The organism is Methylobacterium sp. E-041 (assembly GCF_022829665.1).
Classification (GTDB): domain Bacteria; phylum Pseudomonadota; class Alphaproteobacteria; order Rhizobiales; family Beijerinckiaceae; genus Methylobacterium.
Map to the genome: position 1 here is coordinate 112,466 of NZ_JAKSYQ010000284.1, position 17,527 is coordinate 129,992.

Sequence of the window (17,527 nt, forward strand, 5' to 3'; positions counted from 1 at the left end):
CCGTCGGAGCGCGTCCCGCGGCGATCGTGATCAGAGCGCGTCCCGCGCCGTGTCCTGCCAGCGTACCAGCGGGGTCGTGAGCGCGACCAGCAAAGCGTCGGCGAGCTTGCCCGCCACCGCGAAGGCGATGATCGCGGCGAGGATCTGCTCGGGCTTGGAGAATTGCTGGCCGTCGATCAGCAGGTAGCCGAGACCTTCGGACGCCCCCATCAGCTCGGCCGCGACCACGAACAGGAAGCCGAGCCCGAGGCCGGTGCGCAAGGCCGTGACGGTGGCCGGCAGCACCGCGGGCAGCAGGATGCGCCGCACCTGCGCCGCCCGCGACAGCCGGAAGATCCGCCCGACCTCGACGAGCTTGCGGTCGACCGAGGCGATGGCGCCCGCGACCCCGACATAGACGGGGAAGAACACCCCGACCGCGATCAGCATCACCTTCGGCGTCTCGAGGATGCCGAACCACAGGATGAACAGCGGCACCCAGGCGAGCGACGGCACCGCGCGCAACGCCTGCAGGCTCGGGTCGACGAGCCGGCGCAGGGTCGGCAGGGTCGCGGTCAGCGCGCCCGCGACGATCCCCGCCGCCGCGCCGAGCGCGAAGCCGAGGCCGACGCGCACCAGCGTCGCGGAGACGTGCATCCACAGGTCGCCCGAGCGGGCGAGCTCCCACAGCGTCGCCGCGATCCGGCTCGGCGGCGGCAGCAGCCGCCCCTGCGCCAGGCCGGCACGGACCGCCGCCTCCCAGCCCAGCGCCAGCGCCAGCGGAAGCAGGAGGCCGAGGCCGGCCCGGCCCAAGCGCGGGGAGACCGCGCGTCCGGCCCGTGGAGCGGCGCTTGGCGCGAGGTTGGAAGCGGCGTTCGCCGCCGGAGCGGCCGCGGGTCCGGTCATCGGGCGTCGAGCTCGGAAAGGTGTGGCATCGGACCGTCGGGAGCTGGAGGGTCGGCGGCCCTATAGCACCGCCGCGGGCTCAGCGCCGCGCCTCGGTCGCCATCCGCACCGCGAGGCCGGCGAGCACGGTGCCCATCAGCCAGCGCTGCGCCACCATCCAGGCCGGGCGCCCGCCGAAAAAGGCGGCCACCGACCCGGCGGTGACGGCGAGCAGCGCGTTCACGCCGACGCTGATCCCGGTCTGCACCGACCCCAGCACCAGCGATTGCACCAGCACGCTGCCGTGCCCCGGCGTGATGAACTGCGGCAGCAGCGACAGGTACATCACCGCGATCTTCGGGTTGAGAAGGTTCGTCAGGAACCCCATCGCGAACAGCCGCCGCGGCCCGTCGGGCGGCAGCATCCGCGGCTGGAACGGCGAGCGCCCGCCCGGCCGCACCGCCTGCCAGGCCAGCCACATCAGGTAGAGCGCGCCGGAAAGGCGCAGGGCGTCGTAGGCGAAGGGCACGGCGAGCAGCAGCGCGGTGATGCCGAAGGCCGCCGCCAGCATGTAGACGAGATACCCCGCCGCGACCCCGCCGAGCGAGACCAGCCCGGCGCCCGCCCCCTGCGAGAGCGAGCGCGAGACCAGGTAGACCATGTTCGGCCCCGGCGTCAGCACCATGCCGAGGGAGACCAGCGCGAAGCCGAGGAGGTTCGTGATCTCGGGCATGCCTCCGGTCGCTCCTGCTGTGTGCGTCGACCGAACCGTGGGCATATCGCGGCGCGGGCCCCCTCTCCCAGGGGGAGAGGGACAGGGTGAGGGGTGTGACCTTTCCGTCTGAGGCACGCCCCTCATCCCACCCTTCTCCCCCTGGGAGAAGGAGCCGCGCTGCGGATCGCGCGGACGATACGGCTCTGCGACGAACGATGCGAGCGGGGCTCGATACGCCCTCGCCTACCGCGCCGGGTTGAAGCGCGTGTCGATCAGCCCGTCGACGGCGGCGGGGACGTCGGTGCCGGCGGGGATGATGCCGGCCTGCTGCAGGGCGAGGCCGGCCGCCTGGATCGAGGCCGCCTGGGCCTTGCCGACCGCCGGCTCGGAGAGGTCGGTGCGGGCGACCTGCCGGGCGATCACCGGCTCGGGCAGCTTCGTGGCGGCGACCAGGGCCGCCTTCAGCGCGTCCGGGTTCTGGATCGCGAACAGCCGCGCCCGCTCGTAGGCGGCGATCACGGTGCGGACGAGCTCGGGGTTCTCCTGGGCGAACGCCTCGCGCACGTCGAGCAGGCCCCAGGTGTTGGCGCTCGCGTCGCGGAAGAACAGCACGTCGTCGTTCTCGATCTCGGCCGCGGCCATCATCGGGTCGAGGCCGGCCCAGGCGTCGACGTCGCCGCGGTCGAGCGCCGTGCGGCCGTCGGCGTGCTGGAGCAGGACGAGCTTGGCGTCGCGCTCGGTCAGGCCCGCGCCCTGGAGGGCGCGGATCAGGAAGATGTGCGGGTCGGTGCCGCGGGTCACCGCGATGCGCTTGCCCTTGAGGTCGGCGACCCGCGCGATGCCGCTGTCCTTGCGGGTGACGAGCGCGGTCCATTCCGGCCGCGAGTAGGCGTAGACCGCCTTGATCGGGTTGCCGTTGATGCGCGCCACGAGGGCGGCGGCGCCGGCCGAGGAGCCGAAGTCGATCGCGCCGGCATTGAGGAATTCGAGCGCCTTGTTGGAGCCGAGCGACTGGACCCAGCGCACGGTGATGCCCCTCGGCTTCAGCGCTTCCTCCAAAAACCCCTTGTCCTTCAGGACCAGCCCGACCGGGTTGTAGGTCGCCCAGTCGAGGCGGACCTCCTTGACCTCGGCGGCGCCGGCGGGCGCGGACAAGGCGGCGGGCAGGGCGACCGGGAGAGCGAGCGCGAGGGCGGCACCGAGAAGCGCGCGGCGGGCAAGGCGCATGAGGACAGTCCTTTTCGGATCGGGCGTTTGATCCGAGCTAGGCCGGTGCGTTCTTTATGTCAAACGACAATTCCGCAATATAGGACGCACAGCCGTGGATGATCGGCATCAACCGAGTTGCAGGAACGCCGCGATCTTCGCCTTCACGTCATCGATCACGGCCGCCGGCGCGACGTCGACGAAGCGCGCGTAGCGCTCGGCCCAGGCGAGCGGCTTGCCCTGGTCCGCAAGGACGAAGCCGTGGATCTTCAGCCCGGACGGCAGGGCCACCTCGTAAGGGTAGCCACGTCCGCGGCTGGTGACCGGACACGCGAAGCAGCGCCCGACGAGGCCGTTGTAGGACCGCGGCGTGAGGACGAGCCCGGGCCGGGTGAAGCCCTGCTCGGTCCCAAGATGCGGACTGAACTCGAGGAAGATCAGGTCGCCGAGATCAGGGCAATAGGGCGGCTCACCAGATCTCGTCACCGACCGTCCGCCCCTCGAACTGGTCGTCGTGCAGGTTCTCTTTGGTGATGCCGGCAAGCAGGCCGTCGAAGGTGTAGCGCGGCGCCTCTGCGCGCGGCGCGATGACGATCCGCCCCTCCTCGACACTCAGTTCGGCCGTGCTGCCTTCAGCAGCGCCGACGTCTCGCAGGATCTGCGCCGGAATGCGGAGGGCGAGACTGTTGCCCCATCGGGAGAACTGAACGATCACGCGCACCTCCCTGGCATGGCTGTGACCAAGCTTCGAACGGCACCGTGCCGCGCTCGCATCAACGTATCGACTTCGTATATACGATCCCCGGGACGGCGCGTCAAAGCTCGCCCACCGGCACCCCGCCCGCTCCGGCGGATCCGGATCGAGCGTGGCTTCGGCGTGGCTCTTGCTCGCGGCCCCTCGCCCGAGGCCCTTCGTTGACGAGCCCCGGCTCGAGGACCCTGGCTCGACGCCGCGCGCCGGTCCGGAAGCCCGGCCCCGCTGGCAGCACCGGCAGTTCATGCTAACGGGTACCCATGTTCGATGCCGTCGCTGCCCTGGACAAGGTTCTGGATGCCCTGGATCGCGAGGCTCGTGAGCCGACGAAGCTCCGCGCCGTTCTGGTGCCGGAGCTGAAGCGGGTCATCGAGGCCGGCCACGCGGCGGCCGAGGCGCAGCTTCTGAAGGACCGGGACGGCATGCGCTGCGCCCGCACCCTGTCGAACCTGACCGACGCGGTGGTGCGCGCGATCCACGACGCGGTGGTCTGGCGGCTCTATCCGAACGACAACCCCTCCACCGGCGAGCAGCTCGCGGTGGTGGCGACCGGCGGCTACGGCCGGGGCACGATGGCGCCGGGCTCCGACATCGATCTCCTGTTCCTGCTGCCCTACAAGCAGACCGCATGGTCGGAGAGCGTCGTCGAGGCGATGCTCTACGTGCTGTGGGACCTCAAGCTGAAGGTCGGCCACGCCACCCGCTCGGTCGAGGAATGCCTGCGCGAGGCCCGCGCCGACATGACGATCCGCACGGCGCTCCTGGAGGCGCGCTTCCTGTTCGGCACGCGGGTGCTGTTCGAGGAGCTGGTGACGCGGTTCGACGCCGAGCTGGTGATGGGCACCGCGCACGAGTTCGTCGAGGCCAAGCTGCGCGAGCGCGACGGCCGCATCACCAAGGCCGGCTCCTCGCGCTACCTGGTCGAGCCCAACGTCAAGGACGGCAAGGGCGGCCTGCGCGACCTCAACACCCTGTTCTGGATCGCCAAGTACACCTACCGGGTTCGCGACCAGGTCGAGCTCGTCGCCGCCGGCCTGTTCACGGCGGAGGAGTACCGCCTGTTCGAGCGCTGCGACGAGTTCCTGTGGCGGGTGCGCTGCCACCTGCACTTCGTCACGCGGCGCGCGGAGGAGCGGCTGTCCTTCGGGCTGCAGCCGAAGATCGCCGAGCGCCTCGGCTTCGGGCCGCGCGGCGGGCTGTCGGGCGTCGAGCGCTTCATGAAGGCGTACTTCCTGATCGCCAAGGACGTCGGCGACCTCACCGCCATCGTCTGCGCCGAGCTGGAGGCGCGCCACGCCAAGCGCACGCCGGTGCTCGACCGCTGGATCGGCAAGTTCCGCGACCGGTTCCGCGCCACCGCGATCGAGGCGGAGGATTTCTGGCTCGACCACGGCCGGGTCAACGTCCGCGCCGAGGACGCGTTCGAGCGCGATCCGGTCAACCTCCTGCGCCTGTTCTGGCTCGCCGACCGGCACAACCTCGCGATCCATCCCGACGCCAAGCGCCTGGCGAACCGCTCCCTGCGCCTGATCGGCCACGCCCTGCGCGCCGACGAGGAGGCCAACCGCCTCTTCCTCGAGATCCTGACCTCGAAGAACTCGCCGGAATCGGTGCTGCGGCAGATGAACGAGGCCGGCGTGCTCGGCCGCTTCATCCCGGATTTCGGCCGCATCGTCGCGATGATGCAGTTCAACATGTACCACCACTTCACGGTGGACGAGCACCTGCTGCGCTCGCTCGGCGTGCTCGCGGCGATCGATTCCGGGCGCACCGAGGAGCAGTTCCCGCTGGTCTCGCGCCTGGTCAACGCGATCCACAACCGGCGCGCGCTCTACGTCGCGATCCTGCTCCACGACATCGCCAAGGGCCGGCCCGAGGACCACTCGATCGCCGGCGCGGCGATCGCGCAGAAGCTGTGCCCGCGCTTCGGCCTGACCCAGGCCGAGACCGAAACGGTGGCCTGGCTCGTCGAGCACCATCTCCTGATGTCGATGACCGCCCAGAGCCGCGACCTCTCGGACCCGAAGACCATCGAGAAGTTCGCCGCCGTGGTGCAGACGCTGGAGCGCCTGCGCCTGCTGACGATCCTCACCGTCGCCGACATCACCGCCGTCGGCCCCGGCGTCTGGACCGCGTGGAAGGGCACGCTGATCCGCACCCTCTACGACGAGACCGAGGTGGTGCTGTCGGGCGGCCATTCCGAGATCGCCCGCACCGACCGCGTCCGGCTGATCCAGATGGGCCTGCGCGAGCAGCTGCCCGACTGGTCGTCGGAGGTGTTCGACGCCTACGCCGCGCGCCACAACCAGGCCTACTGGCTGAAGGTCGACGGCGTGCGCCAGTTCAAGAACGCCGGCTTCATCCGCCAGGCGATCGAGGCCGGCCGCACCAGCGCCACCGACGTCGAGACCGATCCGGTCCGCGGCGTCACCGAGCTGACGGTGTACTCGCCCGACCACCCGCGGCTGCTCGCCATCGTCACCGGGGCCTGCGCGGCGGCCGGCGGCAACATCGTCGACGCCCAGGCCTTCACCACCAGCGACGGCTTCGCCCTCGATTCGATCTTCATCTCCCGCGCCTTCGAGCGCGACGAGGACGAGATGCGCCGCGGCCGGCGCATCACCGCCTCGATCGAGCGCTCGCTCAAGGGCGAGATCAAGATCGCCGAGCTCGTGGCCGACAAGCACCCGCCCTCCGCCGGCCGGGCCAAGACCTTCCTGGTGCCGCCGGACGTGGCGATCGACAACGCGCTGTCCAGCCGCGAGACGGTGGTCGAGGTCACCGGCCTCGACCGGCCGGGCCTGCTCTACGAGCTGACCACGGCGCTGAACCGCCTCAACCTCAACATCACCTCGGCGCATGTCGCGACCTTCGGCGAGCGGGCGGTGGACGTGTTCTACGTCACCGACCTGACCGGCACCCGCGTCACCCAGCCCGACCGCCAGGCGGCGATCCGCAGCGCGGTGATGGAGGTCTTCGCCGGCGACGTGGCGGTGATGAAGGCCGAAGGGCTCGAGGCGCTCGTCGCCGCGCCGCCGCCGCGGGAGGCGTGATGTGCTTCGCCGGGTTGATTTCGCGGCCCGCGCGCCTGATATCAACGCCGACCCCGAAATCACCCGGCGAGCCCTTTTCGCGATGACGAGCAACGACATGCAGCATGACGACCCGCGCCAGAGCACGGTCGAGGCCGGGGCCGGCGTGGCGCACGAGGCGCCGCACGACGCCCCCGCGTCCCAGGACGGGTCGGCCGCCGACGCGAAGCTCGCGGCGATGACCGCCGAGCGCGACGAGCTGAAGGACCGCACGCTGCGCACGCTGGCCGAGATGGAGAACCTGCGCCGCCGGACCGAGCGCGAGGTCGCCGACGGCCGGACCTACGCGGTCACCAACTTCGCCCGCGACGTGCTCAACGTCGCCGACAACATCCGCCGCGCGCTCGACAGCGTCCCGGCCGAGGCGCGGGCCTCGGCCGAGGGCGCCCTGAGGGGCCTGATCGACGGCATCGAGCTGACCGAGCGGGATCTCGCCAAGACCCTGGAGCGCCACGGCGTGAAGGTGGTCGAGCCCAAGGGCCAGCGCTTCGACCCGAACCGCCACCAGGCGATGTTCGAGGTGCCCGACCCGGAGGTGCCGGCCGGCACCGTCGTGCAGGTGGTCCAGTCGGGCTACGTCATCGGCGACCGGACCCTGCGCCCGGCCCTGGTCGGCGTCGCCAAGGGCGGCCCGAAGGCCGGCGCGCCGGCGGACGCCGCGCAGGCGTAAGGCGGCCGAGGCAGGCCGGGCCTCGTCCGGCCTGCGTCCCGCCTCGGGGGCGCCGCCGCGACGCCTTCCTGCCCGGCCCGTCGGTTCGCGGCTGCGCGGGGTCTCGGCGCCGGATCGATCCCGCCACGCACCGCGCGCCCGTCTCGGACGGGAAAGGCACCCTTCCCCCCGCCGGGCGGGAGGAACGGGCGATCGGGCGTCGCAGGACAGTCCGACAGCGGCCCGCCCGGGTCGGGCGCCGGCAGCGCACGCCATCCGGGAACGGCCGCGCCATCGCCGTGCGCGAACGCACGGCGCGTCCGCCGAATCCTCGCCCGCACGGCTTCCGGATGCAGGCGACAGTTGAACATTCGGAAACGCTTGGGCCATAACTTCGCCATCGGCCGGGCGCATCCCGGACGAGTCGGCGCGGCGCGCGAAGCGTCGGGGCCGGGCTCGCGGGCGCATCGCCCCAGCGTCGCGCATCGGAATCGTCATGCAGGTCGTCGACGCGGTCGAGATGAACGGGTACGCCCAGGCGAGCGGTCGGACCGACCTGCGCCGCACCCGCGCGCATGCGCGCGCCCATCGCCACAGCGCCCAGGTGCGCACGCTGCGCCGGGTGCTGCCCCTGGTCGCGGGCGGCGCGGTGATCGCGCTCGGAGCCTGGCTGTTCAACCCGTTCGCGGCCGTCATCCCCGGCGTCAGCGTCGGGCCGGTGACGCTGTCGGGCACCAAGGTGCGGATGGAGAACCCGAAGCTCTCCGGCTTCCGCAAGGGCGACCGCGGCTACGAGGTCACCGCCACCGCCGCGCTGCAGGACATGCGCAAGCCGAGCCTGATCGAGCTCGAGGCGATGCGCGGCCACGTCGCCACCGACGACAAGGGCGGCCTCGCCTGGATCGAGGCGGCGACCGGGCTGTTCGACACCACCCGCGAGGCGCTCGACCTCAAGCAGGACATCCGGATCTGGACCGACAAGGGCGAGGAGGCGCGGCTGCAATCGGCCGCCGTCGACTTCAAGGCCGGCAGCGTGAAATCGGCCGAGACCGTCACCGTGTCGGTGCCGAGCGGCCAGGTGGTCGCCGACGGGCTCGACGTGGTCGAGAACGGCCGCGTGATCTCGTTCATCGGCAACGTCCACACCGTGTTCCACCAGGACAAGGCCAAGGACGCGAAGGCCGACGACAAGGCCGAGCCGGCCAAGGCGCCCCTGCGCGTCCTCACCTCCTCGGCCGAGCCGACGGACGGCCGCCCATGACCGGCCTGTCCGGTCTGCCGGCGCGGCTCGCCGCCGCCTTCGCGGCCGCGTCGCTTCTCTCCGTTGCGCTGCCGGTCGCGCCCGCCCGGGCCGAGAAGCCGGCCGTCGCGGCGGCGCCGAAGAAGGATCCGACCTCGCCGTTCGGATCGATGGGCGGCGGCAAGGAGCCGATCAAGATCGACGCCGACCGGCTCGACGTGTTCGACCGCGAGAGCAAGGCGATCTTCGCCGGCAACGTCGTGGCCGTGCAGGGCGAGAGCACCATCCGCTGCTCGACGATGACGGTCCACTACAAGCGCGGCAAGGACAAGGACGCCAAGGACAAGGCGAGCCCGGCCGCGGAGGCCGAGGACAAGCCCAAGGATGCGGCCGGCATGGGCGAGAACGGCATCCAGAAGGTGGAATGCGCCGGCCCGGTCACGGTGGTGCAGAAGGACCAGGTCGCCACCGGCGACAGCGCGGTGTTCGACCAGGCGGCCAAGCGCATCGTGCTCACCGGCAACGTCGTGCTGAGCCAGTGCCAGAACGTCACCCGCGGCCAACGCCTCGTCTACGACATGAACACCGGCCGCGCGAACATGGACCCGGTGCCGGGCGGGCGCGTCTCCGCCCTGTTCGTGCCGGGCGAGAAGGCCGAGAAGGACAAGCCCGCCAAGGGCTGCGCGCAGCCCGCCGGCATCGCCAGGACCGCGCCGAAGCCGGCCGACGCAGCCAAGGGTGACGCAGCCAAGACGGATGCCGCCAAGGGCGACGGCAAGTCCGACGGCAAGACGCGGGCCCAGGCCAATTGAGCGGTTCGATCGGCGTCCCCGGCGGTCAGGCCCTCTCCCCGCACCGGTCCGAGACCGCGAGCCCGCGCCCGTCCTGGCTCGGGCGGGTGCTCGGCCGCGCCCGGCCCGAGGCCGCGCCGTCCGAGGTCGAGGGCGGCCCCGGCATCCTCAGCGTCCGCGGCCTGCGCAAGAGCTACGGCGCGCGCACCGTCGTGCACGAGGCCGGGCTCACGGTGCGGACCGGCGAGGCGGTCGGCCTGCTCGGGCCGAACGGCGCCGGCAAGACCACGATCTTCTACATGATCACCGGGCTGGTGGCGGCCGACCGCGGCCACATCACGCTGGACGGCCTGGCGATCACCCACCTGCCGATGTACCAGCGCGCGCGCCTCGGCATCGGCTACCTGCCGCAGGAAGCCTCGATCTTCCGCGGGCTGACGGTGGAGGACAACATCCGCGCCGTGCTCGAGGTCGCCGAGCCCGACCGCAAGGCGCGGGCGAGGAAGCTCGATTCGCTGCTCGAGGAATTCGACATCGCGCGCCTGCGCAAGTCCCCGTCGATCGCGCTCTCGGGCGGCGAGCGGCGGCGCTGCGAGATCGCCCGAGCGCTGGCCTCGTCGCCGACCTTCATGCTGCTCGACGAGCCCTTCGCCGGCATCGACCCGATCGCGGTCGGCGACATCCAGGACCTCGTCAAGCACCTGAAGCAGCGCGGCATCGGCGTGCTGATCACCGACCACAACGTCCGCGAGACGCTCGGCCTGATCGACCGCGCCTACATCGCCCATTCCGGCCGCATCCTCACCGAGGGCACCCCGGAGGAGATCGTCGCCAACGCCGACGCGCGCCGGCTCTACCTCGGCGAGGATTTCCGGCTGTAGCGGCGGCGGCTCCGGTCGGGCCCGGTGTCGTGACCGGAAGGACGGCTCGGGGTGGGAAGCCTCATCCGGTCGGCTCCGTGAACGACGCGATGGCCGCGTCGACCAGAGGATTGCTGCGGGCGTCCGACCAGACCAGGGCCGCCGCGACGATCTCGACGTTCTCGGCCAGCGGTCGGATCACGACCTGGGGCGGGGCGAGCCCCTCGAAGCGCAGGGGCACCAGCGCGACACCCTGCCCGCAGGCCACGAAGGCGATCTGCGAGGTCACGGCGCGGACCTCGTGCACGATGCGCGGCGCGAACCCCGCCGCGTGGCAGGCTGCCGTCACCCGGTCGAAGTAGACCGGGCTGGAGCGGCGAGCGAACATCGCGAAATCCGCATCGGCCAGCAGCGCTAGCGGGACCGCCGCCATGCCGGTCAGCCGGTGATCGCGCGGCAGGGCGACGGCGAGACGATCGGTGGCGACCGGCCGCGAGCGGATGTTCGGGCCGAGTTCCCCTTCCAGGCGCGCGAAGGCGAGATCGATCTCGCCCGCCTCGATCAGCGGCACCGCCTCGACGCTGTCGATCTCGCGCACGGCGATCGTCAGCCCCGGCCGGGCCGCACGCAGGCGCGCCACCATCGGCGGCAAGTCCTTCAGAAGCGCCGAGTTGATCGCGCCGACGGTCAGCGTGCCGGTCCGGCCTGCGACCGCCTCGCGCACGGCCCGCTCCAAGCGCTCCACCTGGCCGGCGAAGACCTGCACCGCCGGCAGGATCGCGGCGCCCGCGGGCGTGAGCCGCACGCCGCGGCGGTCGCGGTCGAACAACCGCGCGCCCAGCATCCGCTCCAAGGTCTGGATGCCCTCGCTCAGCGGGGGCTGCGACATGCCGAGCCGCTGGGCGGCACGCCCGAAATGCCGTGCCTCGGCCACCGCCAGGAACAGCCAGAGGTGCCGGATCAACCGGACGTCCACGGTCACATCGATAGCCCAGCCGTATCACAGGGATCTTGAGATGGTATTTTACCGATCGAAGGGCGGATGGGAAATCCGGGGCTGCGCCGCCACGAAGCGTGCGGCAGGAGCCCGACGATGCCCGACCATCCCACCCTCGTCGCCTACGGCGCGGTGATCCTCGGCTTGGCGATCACGCCGGGGCCGAACATGATCTACCTGATCTCGCGCTCGATCGCGCAGGGCCGCCGGGCCGGCTTGGTCTCGCTGGTGGGCAGCGCGCTGGGGTTCCTGCTCTACATGGCCTGCGCCGCCTTCGGGATCACGGCACTGCTTGCGACGGTGCCCTACGCCCACGATGCCCTGCGGCTCGCCGGGGCGGCCTACCTGCTGCTCCTCGCCTGGTCCGCAGTGCGCCCCGGGGGCGTCTCGCCGTTCCAGGCCGCGGACCTGCCGCAGGCCGGCCCATGCCGGGTGCTCTCGATGGGGCTGGCCACGACCTTGCTGAACCCCAAGGCGGCGCTGCTCTACCTCGCGCTGCTGCCGCAATTCGTGATCCCCGGCTACGGCAGCGTGCTGGCTCAGACCCTGGTGCTCGGCCTGATGCACATCGCCCTCAACCTCGCCTTCGGCGTCGTCATCGCCACCACGGCCGGGGCGCTGGCGGCCGGCCTCGCCCGGCGCCCGTCCTGGATGCGGGCGCAGCGCTGGCTGATGGGCGGCATGCTCGGTGCGTTCGCGGCCAAGCTGCTCGCCGAGGCCTGAGGCGAGCCCGACGACCCGCCCGGCGATCGACGGGGCGCCGGGCCGTCCCGATCACCACCACGGCGCCGGGCCGAATGACGCAAGCGGGCGGCGCTCAGCACCGGCTCACGGAACGGCCGCCCTCACGCCGTCGGCTCGTAGACCGAGACCAGCCCGGCCGGCGCCGTGGCGCGCCAGGCGGCGAGCAGGGCGTCCCGCAAAATCTCCTCCTCGCAGGCGTCGAGGTCGAGGTTGGTCCAGCCGCGGCGGCCCCAGGCGCCGTCGATGGCCGAGAACAGGTCCGGCTCGGCCTCCAGCAGGCGCTCCTGGTCCTCCGGCGACAGCCGCAGCACCAGCCGGTCCTCCTCGGTCCACAGCGTCGCGAAGACCCGGCCGCCCACGCGAAAATCCGGGTTGCCCTTGTGCGCGCCGAGGATCGCTTCCGGCAGCATCAGCGCGAGCGCGCGCACGTCCTCCGGCAGCACCGCTCAGGGCCCGGCGGGCGCCCGCGACAGGCTGGTCGGCCAGGTGCTGCCGGGATGCTCGCGGACGTCGCCGGGGTTCGATCCGGTCGCGGCATCGCTGGCCCACTCGCCCGGCTCGGCCACCGCCTCGATCCGGTCCTCGGGGTAGTGTGCCTCGAGGAACAGCAGCGCCTCGGCCTCCGAGGCCGCGCGCACCGTGACCAGGGGGCGCGGGCCGGACGGGGTCCGGACGTCGGCGATGAACAGGCGCGTCATGTCGATCTCGCTCGGTGGAGGCTGTGCAGGCAACGCCCGGAACGGCGATTGTGTCCGCAGGACCGCATCGGCGACGTGCAGGATTGCGCACCTCAAACAATCCATAACGCTAAGTTTTAACGTTAAGCCAGCTTTAAGACCTTGCGGCCATGGTCCGGGAGGTCACCAGAGCCGGCACCGAAAGCTTCCGGCACATTTAAGCGTGAAGGAATTCTTATGGCCCGCTCCAAGCTCGTCGCTTTGGTGCGCACCCTGACGCTCGCGGCGAGCGTCGGCGCGCCCTCACTGGCCGCAGCCGCCGACCTGCTGCCGCCCCCGCCCCCGCCGCCCTATGCCCCGCCGATCGAGGTCGGGGGCGGCTGGTACCTGCGCGGCGACGTCGGGGCCAGCGTCTACGACCGGGCGAAGTACAGCACGTCCTACGACTATGCCGGCTACCCGGAGGCGAACCGCTCCTACGGCAACGAGGTCGGCGGCGGCGGCTTCGCCGGGGTCGGCGTCGGCTACCAGTTCACCCCGTTCCTGCGCGGCGACGTGACCGGCGAGTACCGCTACTCCACCGGCCTGCGCGGCAGCGAGTACTACAGGGGCCCCGACTACGACAACGGCCTCGGCTCGTACGGCATCAACAAGTCGAGCGGCCACTTCGATTCGGCCGTCGTCCTCGCCAACGCCTACTTCGACCTCGGCACCTGGTACGGCATCACGCCGTTCATCGGCGCCGGCGCCGGCTACGCCTTCAACCACGTCTCCGGCTACGGCACGAACGGCCAGTTCACCAGCCCGACCTACGCCTACGATTACGGCAACCCGCAATACGGCGGCTGCCCCTGCGCCCCGCCGACCTACAACTACACCCCGACCTACACGGTCGACGCGAACGGCAACGCGACGCCGGTCTACAACAGCCAGGCGACGACCAAGTCGTACAAGGACAAGACCACCGGCAGCTTCGCCTGGGCGCTCCATGCCGGTCTCGCCTACAACGTCACCGACGCGTTCAAGGTCGAGCTTGCCTACCGCTACCTGAACCTCGGCCACGCCTCGACCGGCGCCAGCTTCTCCACCTGCTGCGGCGAGGCCGGAGCCGGCGTGAAGATCAAGGACATCGAGGCCCACGACGTGAAGATCGGCGTGCGCTACCTGCTCGGCGGCCTCGTCGCCGCGCCGCTGCCGCCGCTGGTGCCCGACTATCAGCCGGCCCCGGGCCCGCTCGTCCGCAAGTACTGAGACACGTACCGAACCTGCACGGCCTCGACATCGAAGACGGCGCGGATCCGATCCGCGCCGTCTTCTTTCGTTTCAGGGTCGAGACGCACGCCACGGACCGAGAAATACGGTTAAGCCGTTCACAAGATTTGGGGTTTAGGGTCCTCGTCAAGTCGTCCTACGGGATGCAACCGTTGATCTTGCGTGAGGACTTTCCCCATGGCTGCGCTCGAACGCCGCTTCGCCGCCGCGGCGCTGCTTCTCCTCGGGATCGGCCGCGCCGAGGCCGCCGACCTGCTGCCCCCGCCCCCGCCGATGGCGCCGCCGGTCGCGGTCGGCGGCGGCTGGTACCTGCGGGCCGACTTCACCGAATCGGCCTACGCGCGCCCGCACGACGACACCCGGGCGGACGCGAACGACCCGGGCATGCCGCCGCTCGTCGGCCTGCGCCTGAGCGATGCGGCCGGCTACGGCGGCGGCGTCGGCTACCGGATCACCCCGTGGCTGCGCGTCGACGCGACCGTCGACCAGCGCGAGCCGGCCCGCTACGGCGCCGCCTCCTCGCGCTCGAACTTCGCCACCGGCTACAATGTCGAGGCGGCCCAGGTCTCCGCGCTCACCGCCCTCGTCAACGTCTACGCCGACCTCGGCACCTGGTGGGGGCTGACGCCCTATGTCGGCGCCGGCATCGGCGTCTCGGACATGGGGGTGGCGCGCGGCTACACCCAGACCACCTGCACGGTCGACGCCTGCGACGGCAACCCCGGCACCGGCCTGCGCACCGCCGTGGCGCGCCCGAACCGCTCGGTCGCCTCGCTCGCTTGGGCGCTGACCGGCGGCGTCTCCTACGCGATCGGCGGCGGCTTCAGCCTGGACGCGGCCTATCGCTACGTCGATTTCGGCAACGCCAAGAGCGGGCTCGACGCCTATAACGCCGGCACGCGGCTGAAGGACATCGCCGCCAACGAGTTCCGCCTCGGCCTGCGCTACGACCTCGGTGGCTTCGGCAGCGGCCCGAGCCTCGCCGGCCTCGGCGGCAGCGCCTACGGCAACTGATCCGCGACCGGGCGATCGCCGACGGACGCGAAGCGGCCGCGGGCCTCGCGCGGCCCCTTGCCCTGTGGAGAGATGGCTGGATCGGGGGCGTGACCGCCCCCGGACGGTATCGGATTTCCCACCTCGCGACCGTCATATGCGGGCGCTCGTCCGCGGCACGGCGGGCGAGCCGACGCCCGAAGCCACGGGCGTCGGCGGTCGGGGTGGCGTCGCGATCCGCGGATCGAAGCCTCGGCCCGGTCGCCGGGCGCGGACGGGCGGTAAAATCCCGTCTTCGTTCCGGTTTTCGCGTCGCATCCCCGCATTGGCACGGCACGCCGGCCGATATCGAAACCAGCCATTAAGGTTACTCTCCTATCAAGAGAGAACAGGTTTCGTAGTGCGGTCGTGTTGCCGCCCCGAGGACGACCGCGATGCGTAAGACTTCCCGCGCACTTCTTGCCGCCCTGAGCCTGGCCGGCCCGACCACGGCCCGCGCCGCCGACCTCGACTACGATTTCCTCCGCGGCCCCGACTACGACCCGCCGGTCGCGGTCACGGCGATCGACTGGAGCGGCGTGTATGTCGGCGGGCACGGCGGGTACAGCACGACAAGCTTCAACTTCGGAAGTGCTGGACAATCCGACATCGCGCACATCTTGCGGACATCCACGATCCAGAACGAGTTCGATGTTTCGCGGTGGAACACGCTTCGCCCTGGGCGTGCGCACGACGTCTCGTTCGGCGGATTTGCCGGCTACAACATCCAAATCGACGATGCCATTTTCGGTATAGAGGTCGACTACACGAACGCCAATCAGAAGGCGCGATCGGAGGACAGCCTCACCCGCAACGTGACGACGAAGGATAACTACTTCTACGATGCCTTCGTTCACACGGCGGCGCGCGCTACTTTGGAAGATTACGGAACAATCCGGGCTCGTGCCGGGTATGCCTACGGTCAGTTCTTGCCCTTCGTGACAGGCGGACTTGCGTATGGTCGAGCTCTCGTTGGCGATACCGTCAACGTCGCGACCGCACAATACACCGATTCGACGCGGAACACCCTCGTTGCAACGCTGGTGCAAAGTGGCGGTAGCTTGAAGGAGAAGTTCGCTCTCGGCGGCGCGCTTGGCGCGGGAGTCGATGTCTCGATCACACAGAACGTGTTTCTACGCGCCGAATACCAGTATGTATGGTTCAGCGCCTTCGGCGACAACAAGATGAACGTCAACACGGTCCGCGGCGCCCTCGGCGTGAAGTTCTGAGCGCTTAGCTCGCCGACCGAGTCAGCGCATCGCGCGGCGATCCTCGCTTCCCTACGCGTCGGAAACCCATCATGCCCGTTCGGATCTCGCTCCCCCTCGTCACCCTCGCGGGCCTGCTGGCGACGGTGTCGCTCGCCGGCCCCGCCGCGGCCGAGGGGCCGGGCTACGCCGAGGCGGCCCCGCGCGCCGCGCCGCGCCGCCTCGCGCATCGCCCCCTCCCCCCGGCCGGCCTCGACCGCCGGTACGGCGCCTATGCCGGGCCGCGCGTCTACGGCCCGGTCGTGCGCGCCTACCTGCCGCGCAACGACAACGTTCCGATGTACAACGAGCCGCCGCCGCGCTGAGGCGGCTTTCGCAGCGCGCCCGACCCGAACGGGGACGTGCCGCCCTTCCCCCCTCTGCGGGGGGAGGGAAAAGCATGTTGCGCCGGCCTCTTCCGCCCGCCGCTCGTTCCGCTAGACATCGGGCTCCGCGCCGCGCGCGCGGGGCTTGGCGGGAGCGGGCGATGCGGATCCAGGGTCTCTCGGCGATCGTGACGGGCGGAGCCTCCGGGCTCGGGGCGGCGACGGCGCAGGCGCTGGCCGAGGCCGGCGCGCGGGTGGCGCTGCTCGACCTCGACGGGGCGGCGGCGCAAGCTCGAGCCGCCGTGCTCGGCGGGATCGGTATCGCCTGCGACGTGGCGGACGCAGCGAGCGCCGAGGCCGCCGTGGCGCGGGCGGCCGAGGCGCACGGTCCCGCCCGCATCCTCGTCAACTGCGCCGGCATCGCCCCGGCCGCCCGCATCGTCGGGCGCGACGGCCCGGCCTCGCTCGACGGCTTCGCCCGGGTGATCCAGGTCAACCTCGTCGGCTCGTTCAACCTGATGCGGCTGGTGGCGGCGGGCGCCGCCGGGCTCGATCCCCTCGACGGGGGCGAGCGCGGGGTGATCGTCTCCACCGCCTCGATCGCCGCCTACGAGGGACAGGTCGGCCAGGCCGCCTACGCCGCCTCGAAGGCCGGCATCGTCGGGCTGACGCTGCCGGCGGCCCGCGAGCTTGCGCCGCTCGGCATCCGCGTCTGCGCGATCGCGCCCGGCATCTTCGGCACGCCGATGCTGCTCAGCCTGCCTCAGGACGTCCAGGACAGCTTGGGGGCCGCGGTGCCCTTCCCCGCCCGCCTCGGCCGGCCGGAGGAATACGCCGACCTCGTGCTGGCGATCGTCCGCAACCCGATGCTCAACGGCGAGACCATCCGCCTCGACGGCGCGTTGCGCATGCAGGCGCGCTGATCCGCGCACGAATCCTGCGTCGCAACGAAGGGAAGTCCGATGGGATCGTCCCTTCGGCGGGGGTCGGGCGGAGCCCGACGAACCGACCGGGCTTCGCCCTCGGCCCCGGACAAGGGATGACCCCTTATCGAAACCCGG

At 71.4% G+C, this 17,527-nt stretch carries 19 protein-coding genes; 11 read left to right on the forward strand and 8 right to left on the reverse strand.

Annotated elements, in window-relative coordinates:
* Positions 1 to 30: 30 nt before the first annotated feature.
* From MKK70_RS25510 to MKK70_RS30915, 5 genes are all read right to left on the reverse strand, one after another.
* Positions 31 to 885: an ABC transporter permease gene (locus MKK70_RS25510; RefSeq protein WP_243933663.1), complete on the reverse strand. Its 855-nt coding sequence runs from the start codon at positions 883 to 885 to the stop codon at positions 31 to 33.
* 79 nt (positions 886 to 964) lie between these two features.
* On the reverse strand, positions 965 to 1,597 hold the full coding sequence (locus MKK70_RS25515) for a LysE family translocator (protein ID WP_243950698.1): 633 nt from the start codon (positions 1,595 to 1,597) through the stop codon (positions 965 to 967).
* Positions 1,598 to 1,822: 225 nt separating this feature from the next.
* The gene (locus MKK70_RS25520) at positions 1,823 to 2,806 is read right to left on the reverse strand and encodes an aliphatic sulfonate ABC transporter substrate-binding protein (protein WP_147728173.1); all 984 of its coding nucleotides are present in this window, start codon (positions 2,804 to 2,806) and stop codon (positions 1,823 to 1,825) included.
* A gap of 108 nt (positions 2,807 to 2,914) precedes the next feature.
* On the reverse strand, positions 2,915 to 3,271 hold the full coding sequence (locus MKK70_RS25525; RefSeq protein ID WP_147728174.1) for a type II toxin-antitoxin system PemK/MazF family toxin: 357 nt from the start codon (positions 3,269 to 3,271) through the stop codon (positions 2,915 to 2,917).
* Positions 3,255 to 3,500 carry an AbrB/MazE/SpoVT family DNA-binding domain-containing protein gene (locus MKK70_RS30915; RefSeq protein WP_243950700.1) on the reverse strand — a complete coding sequence of 82 codons (246 nt, stop codon included), beginning with the start codon at positions 3,498 to 3,500 and terminating at the stop codon, positions 3,255 to 3,257. The genes MKK70_RS25525 and MKK70_RS30915 overlap by 17 nt, the downstream gene beginning before the upstream one ends.
* Before the next feature lie 299 nt (positions 3,501 to 3,799).
* Between MKK70_RS30915 and MKK70_RS25535 the strand changes: the two genes are divergently transcribed.
* The 5 genes from MKK70_RS25535 to lptB all read left to right on the forward strand — a co-directional run bounded on the left by MKK70_RS25535 (position 3,800) and on the right by lptB (position 10,192).
* Positions 3,800 to 6,592, forward strand: a complete 2,793-nt coding sequence (locus tag MKK70_RS25535; RefSeq protein WP_243950702.1) for a [protein-PII] uridylyltransferase — start codon at positions 3,800 to 3,802, stop codon at positions 6,590 to 6,592.
* 97 nt (positions 6,593 to 6,689) lie between these two features.
* The gene (gene grpE / locus MKK70_RS25540) at positions 6,690 to 7,301 is read left to right on the forward strand and encodes a nucleotide exchange factor GrpE (RefSeq protein ID WP_243950703.1); all 612 of its coding nucleotides are present in this window, start codon (positions 6,690 to 6,692) and stop codon (positions 7,299 to 7,301) included.
* 475 nt (positions 7,302 to 7,776) lie between these two features.
* Entirely contained in the window at positions 7,777 to 8,541 is a 765-nt protein-coding gene (lptC, locus tag MKK70_RS25545; protein WP_147728819.1) for an LPS export ABC transporter periplasmic protein LptC, read from the forward strand.
* Positions 8,538 to 9,332 carry an LptA/OstA family protein gene (locus MKK70_RS25550; RefSeq protein ID WP_147843208.1) on the forward strand — a complete coding sequence of 265 codons (795 nt, stop codon included), beginning with the start codon at positions 8,538 to 8,540 and terminating at the stop codon, positions 9,330 to 9,332. The genes lptC and MKK70_RS25550 overlap by 4 nt, the downstream gene beginning before the upstream one ends.
* 86 nt (positions 9,333 to 9,418) lie before the next feature.
* Positions 9,419 to 10,192 (forward strand): LPS export ABC transporter ATP-binding protein, encoded by a 774-nt coding sequence (lptB, locus tag MKK70_RS25555; protein WP_243950730.1) that lies wholly within the window; start codon positions 9,419 to 9,421, stop codon positions 10,190 to 10,192.
* 61 nt (positions 10,193 to 10,253) lie between these two features.
* Here lptB and MKK70_RS25560 read toward each other — a convergent pair whose 3' ends face one another.
* The gene (locus tag MKK70_RS25560; RefSeq protein WP_243950705.1) at positions 10,254 to 11,147 is read right to left on the reverse strand and encodes a LysR family transcriptional regulator; all 894 of its coding nucleotides are present in this window, start codon (positions 11,145 to 11,147) and stop codon (positions 10,254 to 10,256) included.
* Positions 11,148 to 11,264: 117 nt separating this feature from the next.
* Between MKK70_RS25560 and MKK70_RS25565 the strand changes: the two genes are divergently transcribed.
* On the forward strand, positions 11,265 to 11,891 hold the full coding sequence (locus MKK70_RS25565; RefSeq protein ID WP_243950707.1) for a LysE family translocator: 627 nt from the start codon (positions 11,265 to 11,267) through the stop codon (positions 11,889 to 11,891).
* A gap of 122 nt (positions 11,892 to 12,013) precedes the next feature.
* Here the strand turns inward: MKK70_RS25565 and MKK70_RS25570 are convergent, their stop codons facing one another.
* Complete coding sequence (locus MKK70_RS25570; RefSeq protein WP_147843214.1) at positions 12,014 to 12,322, reverse strand: MmcQ/YjbR family DNA-binding protein; 309 nt, start codon at positions 12,320 to 12,322, stop codon at positions 12,014 to 12,016.
* Between the two features lie 36 nt (positions 12,323 to 12,358).
* Positions 12,359 to 12,610: a hypothetical protein gene (locus MKK70_RS25575; RefSeq protein WP_147729946.1), complete on the reverse strand. Its 252-nt coding sequence runs from the start codon at positions 12,608 to 12,610 to the stop codon at positions 12,359 to 12,361.
* Between the two features lie 216 nt (positions 12,611 to 12,826).
* Here MKK70_RS25575 and MKK70_RS25580 point away from each other — a divergent pair, with 216 nt between their 5' ends.
* The 5 genes from MKK70_RS25580 (at position 12,827) to MKK70_RS25600 (ending at position 17,389) form a co-directional block, all read left to right on the forward strand.
* The gene (locus tag MKK70_RS25580) at positions 12,827 to 13,840 is read left to right on the forward strand and encodes an outer membrane protein (RefSeq protein WP_147858285.1); all 1,014 of its coding nucleotides are present in this window, start codon (positions 12,827 to 12,829) and stop codon (positions 13,838 to 13,840) included.
* Positions 13,841 to 14,038: 198 nt separating this feature from the next.
* Positions 14,039 to 14,875: an outer membrane protein gene (locus MKK70_RS25585; protein WP_147844472.1), complete on the forward strand. Its 837-nt coding sequence runs from the start codon at positions 14,039 to 14,041 to the stop codon at positions 14,873 to 14,875.
* A 413-nt stretch (positions 14,876 to 15,288) separates the two neighbouring features.
* The gene (locus MKK70_RS25590; RefSeq protein WP_243950709.1) at positions 15,289 to 16,122 is read left to right on the forward strand and encodes an outer membrane protein; all 834 of its coding nucleotides are present in this window, start codon (positions 15,289 to 15,291) and stop codon (positions 16,120 to 16,122) included.
* A gap of 71 nt (positions 16,123 to 16,193) precedes the next feature.
* Entirely contained in the window at positions 16,194 to 16,466 is a 273-nt protein-coding gene (locus MKK70_RS25595) for a hypothetical protein (protein ID WP_243950710.1), read from the forward strand.
* Between the two features lie 161 nt (positions 16,467 to 16,627).
* On the forward strand, positions 16,628 to 17,389 hold the full coding sequence (locus MKK70_RS25600) for an SDR family NAD(P)-dependent oxidoreductase (RefSeq protein ID WP_243950712.1): 762 nt from the start codon (positions 16,628 to 16,630) through the stop codon (positions 17,387 to 17,389).
* The last annotated feature ends 138 nt before the right edge of the window (positions 17,390 to 17,527 follow it).

Bases quoted from the DNA above. Each gene is read 5' to 3' on its own strand.
- MKK70_RS25510 (WP_243933663.1), bottom strand. From the start codon at position 885: ATGACCGGACCCGCGGCCGCTCCGGCGGCGAACGCCGCTTCCAACCTC.
- MKK70_RS25515 (WP_243950698.1), bottom strand. From the start codon at position 1,597: ATGCCCGAGATCACGAACCTCCTCGGCTTCGCGCTGGTCTCCCTCGGC.
- MKK70_RS25520 (WP_147728173.1), bottom strand. From the start codon at position 2,806: ATGCGCCTTGCCCGCCGCGCGCTTCTCGGTGCCGCCCTCGCGCTCGCT.
- MKK70_RS25535 (WP_243950702.1), top strand. From the start codon at position 3,800: ATGTTCGATGCCGTCGCTGCCCTGGACAAGGTTCTGGATGCCCTGGAT.
- grpE (WP_243950703.1), top strand. From the start codon at position 6,690: ATGCAGCATGACGACCCGCGCCAGAGCACGGTCGAGGCCGGGGCCGGC.
- lptC (WP_147728819.1), top strand. From the start codon at position 7,777: ATGCAGGTCGTCGACGCGGTCGAGATGAACGGGTACGCCCAGGCGAGC.
- MKK70_RS25550 (WP_147843208.1), top strand. From the start codon at position 8,538: ATGACCGGCCTGTCCGGTCTGCCGGCGCGGCTCGCCGCCGCCTTCGCG.
- MKK70_RS25565 (WP_243950707.1), top strand. From the start codon at position 11,265: ATGCCCGACCATCCCACCCTCGTCGCCTACGGCGCGGTGATCCTCGGC.
- MKK70_RS25570 (WP_147843214.1), bottom strand. From the start codon at position 12,322: ATGCTGCCGGAAGCGATCCTCGGCGCGCACAAGGGCAACCCGGATTTT.
- MKK70_RS25575 (WP_147729946.1), bottom strand. From the start codon at position 12,610: ATGACGCGCCTGTTCATCGCCGACGTCCGGACCCCGTCCGGCCCGCGC.
- MKK70_RS25580 (WP_147858285.1), top strand. From the start codon at position 12,827: ATGGCCCGCTCCAAGCTCGTCGCTTTGGTGCGCACCCTGACGCTCGCG.
- MKK70_RS25585 (WP_147844472.1), top strand. From the start codon at position 14,039: ATGGCTGCGCTCGAACGCCGCTTCGCCGCCGCGGCGCTGCTTCTCCTC.
- MKK70_RS25590 (WP_243950709.1), top strand. From the start codon at position 15,289: ATGCGTAAGACTTCCCGCGCACTTCTTGCCGCCCTGAGCCTGGCCGGC.
- MKK70_RS25595 (WP_243950710.1), top strand. From the start codon at position 16,194: ATGCCCGTTCGGATCTCGCTCCCCCTCGTCACCCTCGCGGGCCTGCTG.
- MKK70_RS25600 (WP_243950712.1), top strand. From the start codon at position 16,628: ATGCGGATCCAGGGTCTCTCGGCGATCGTGACGGGCGGAGCCTCCGGG.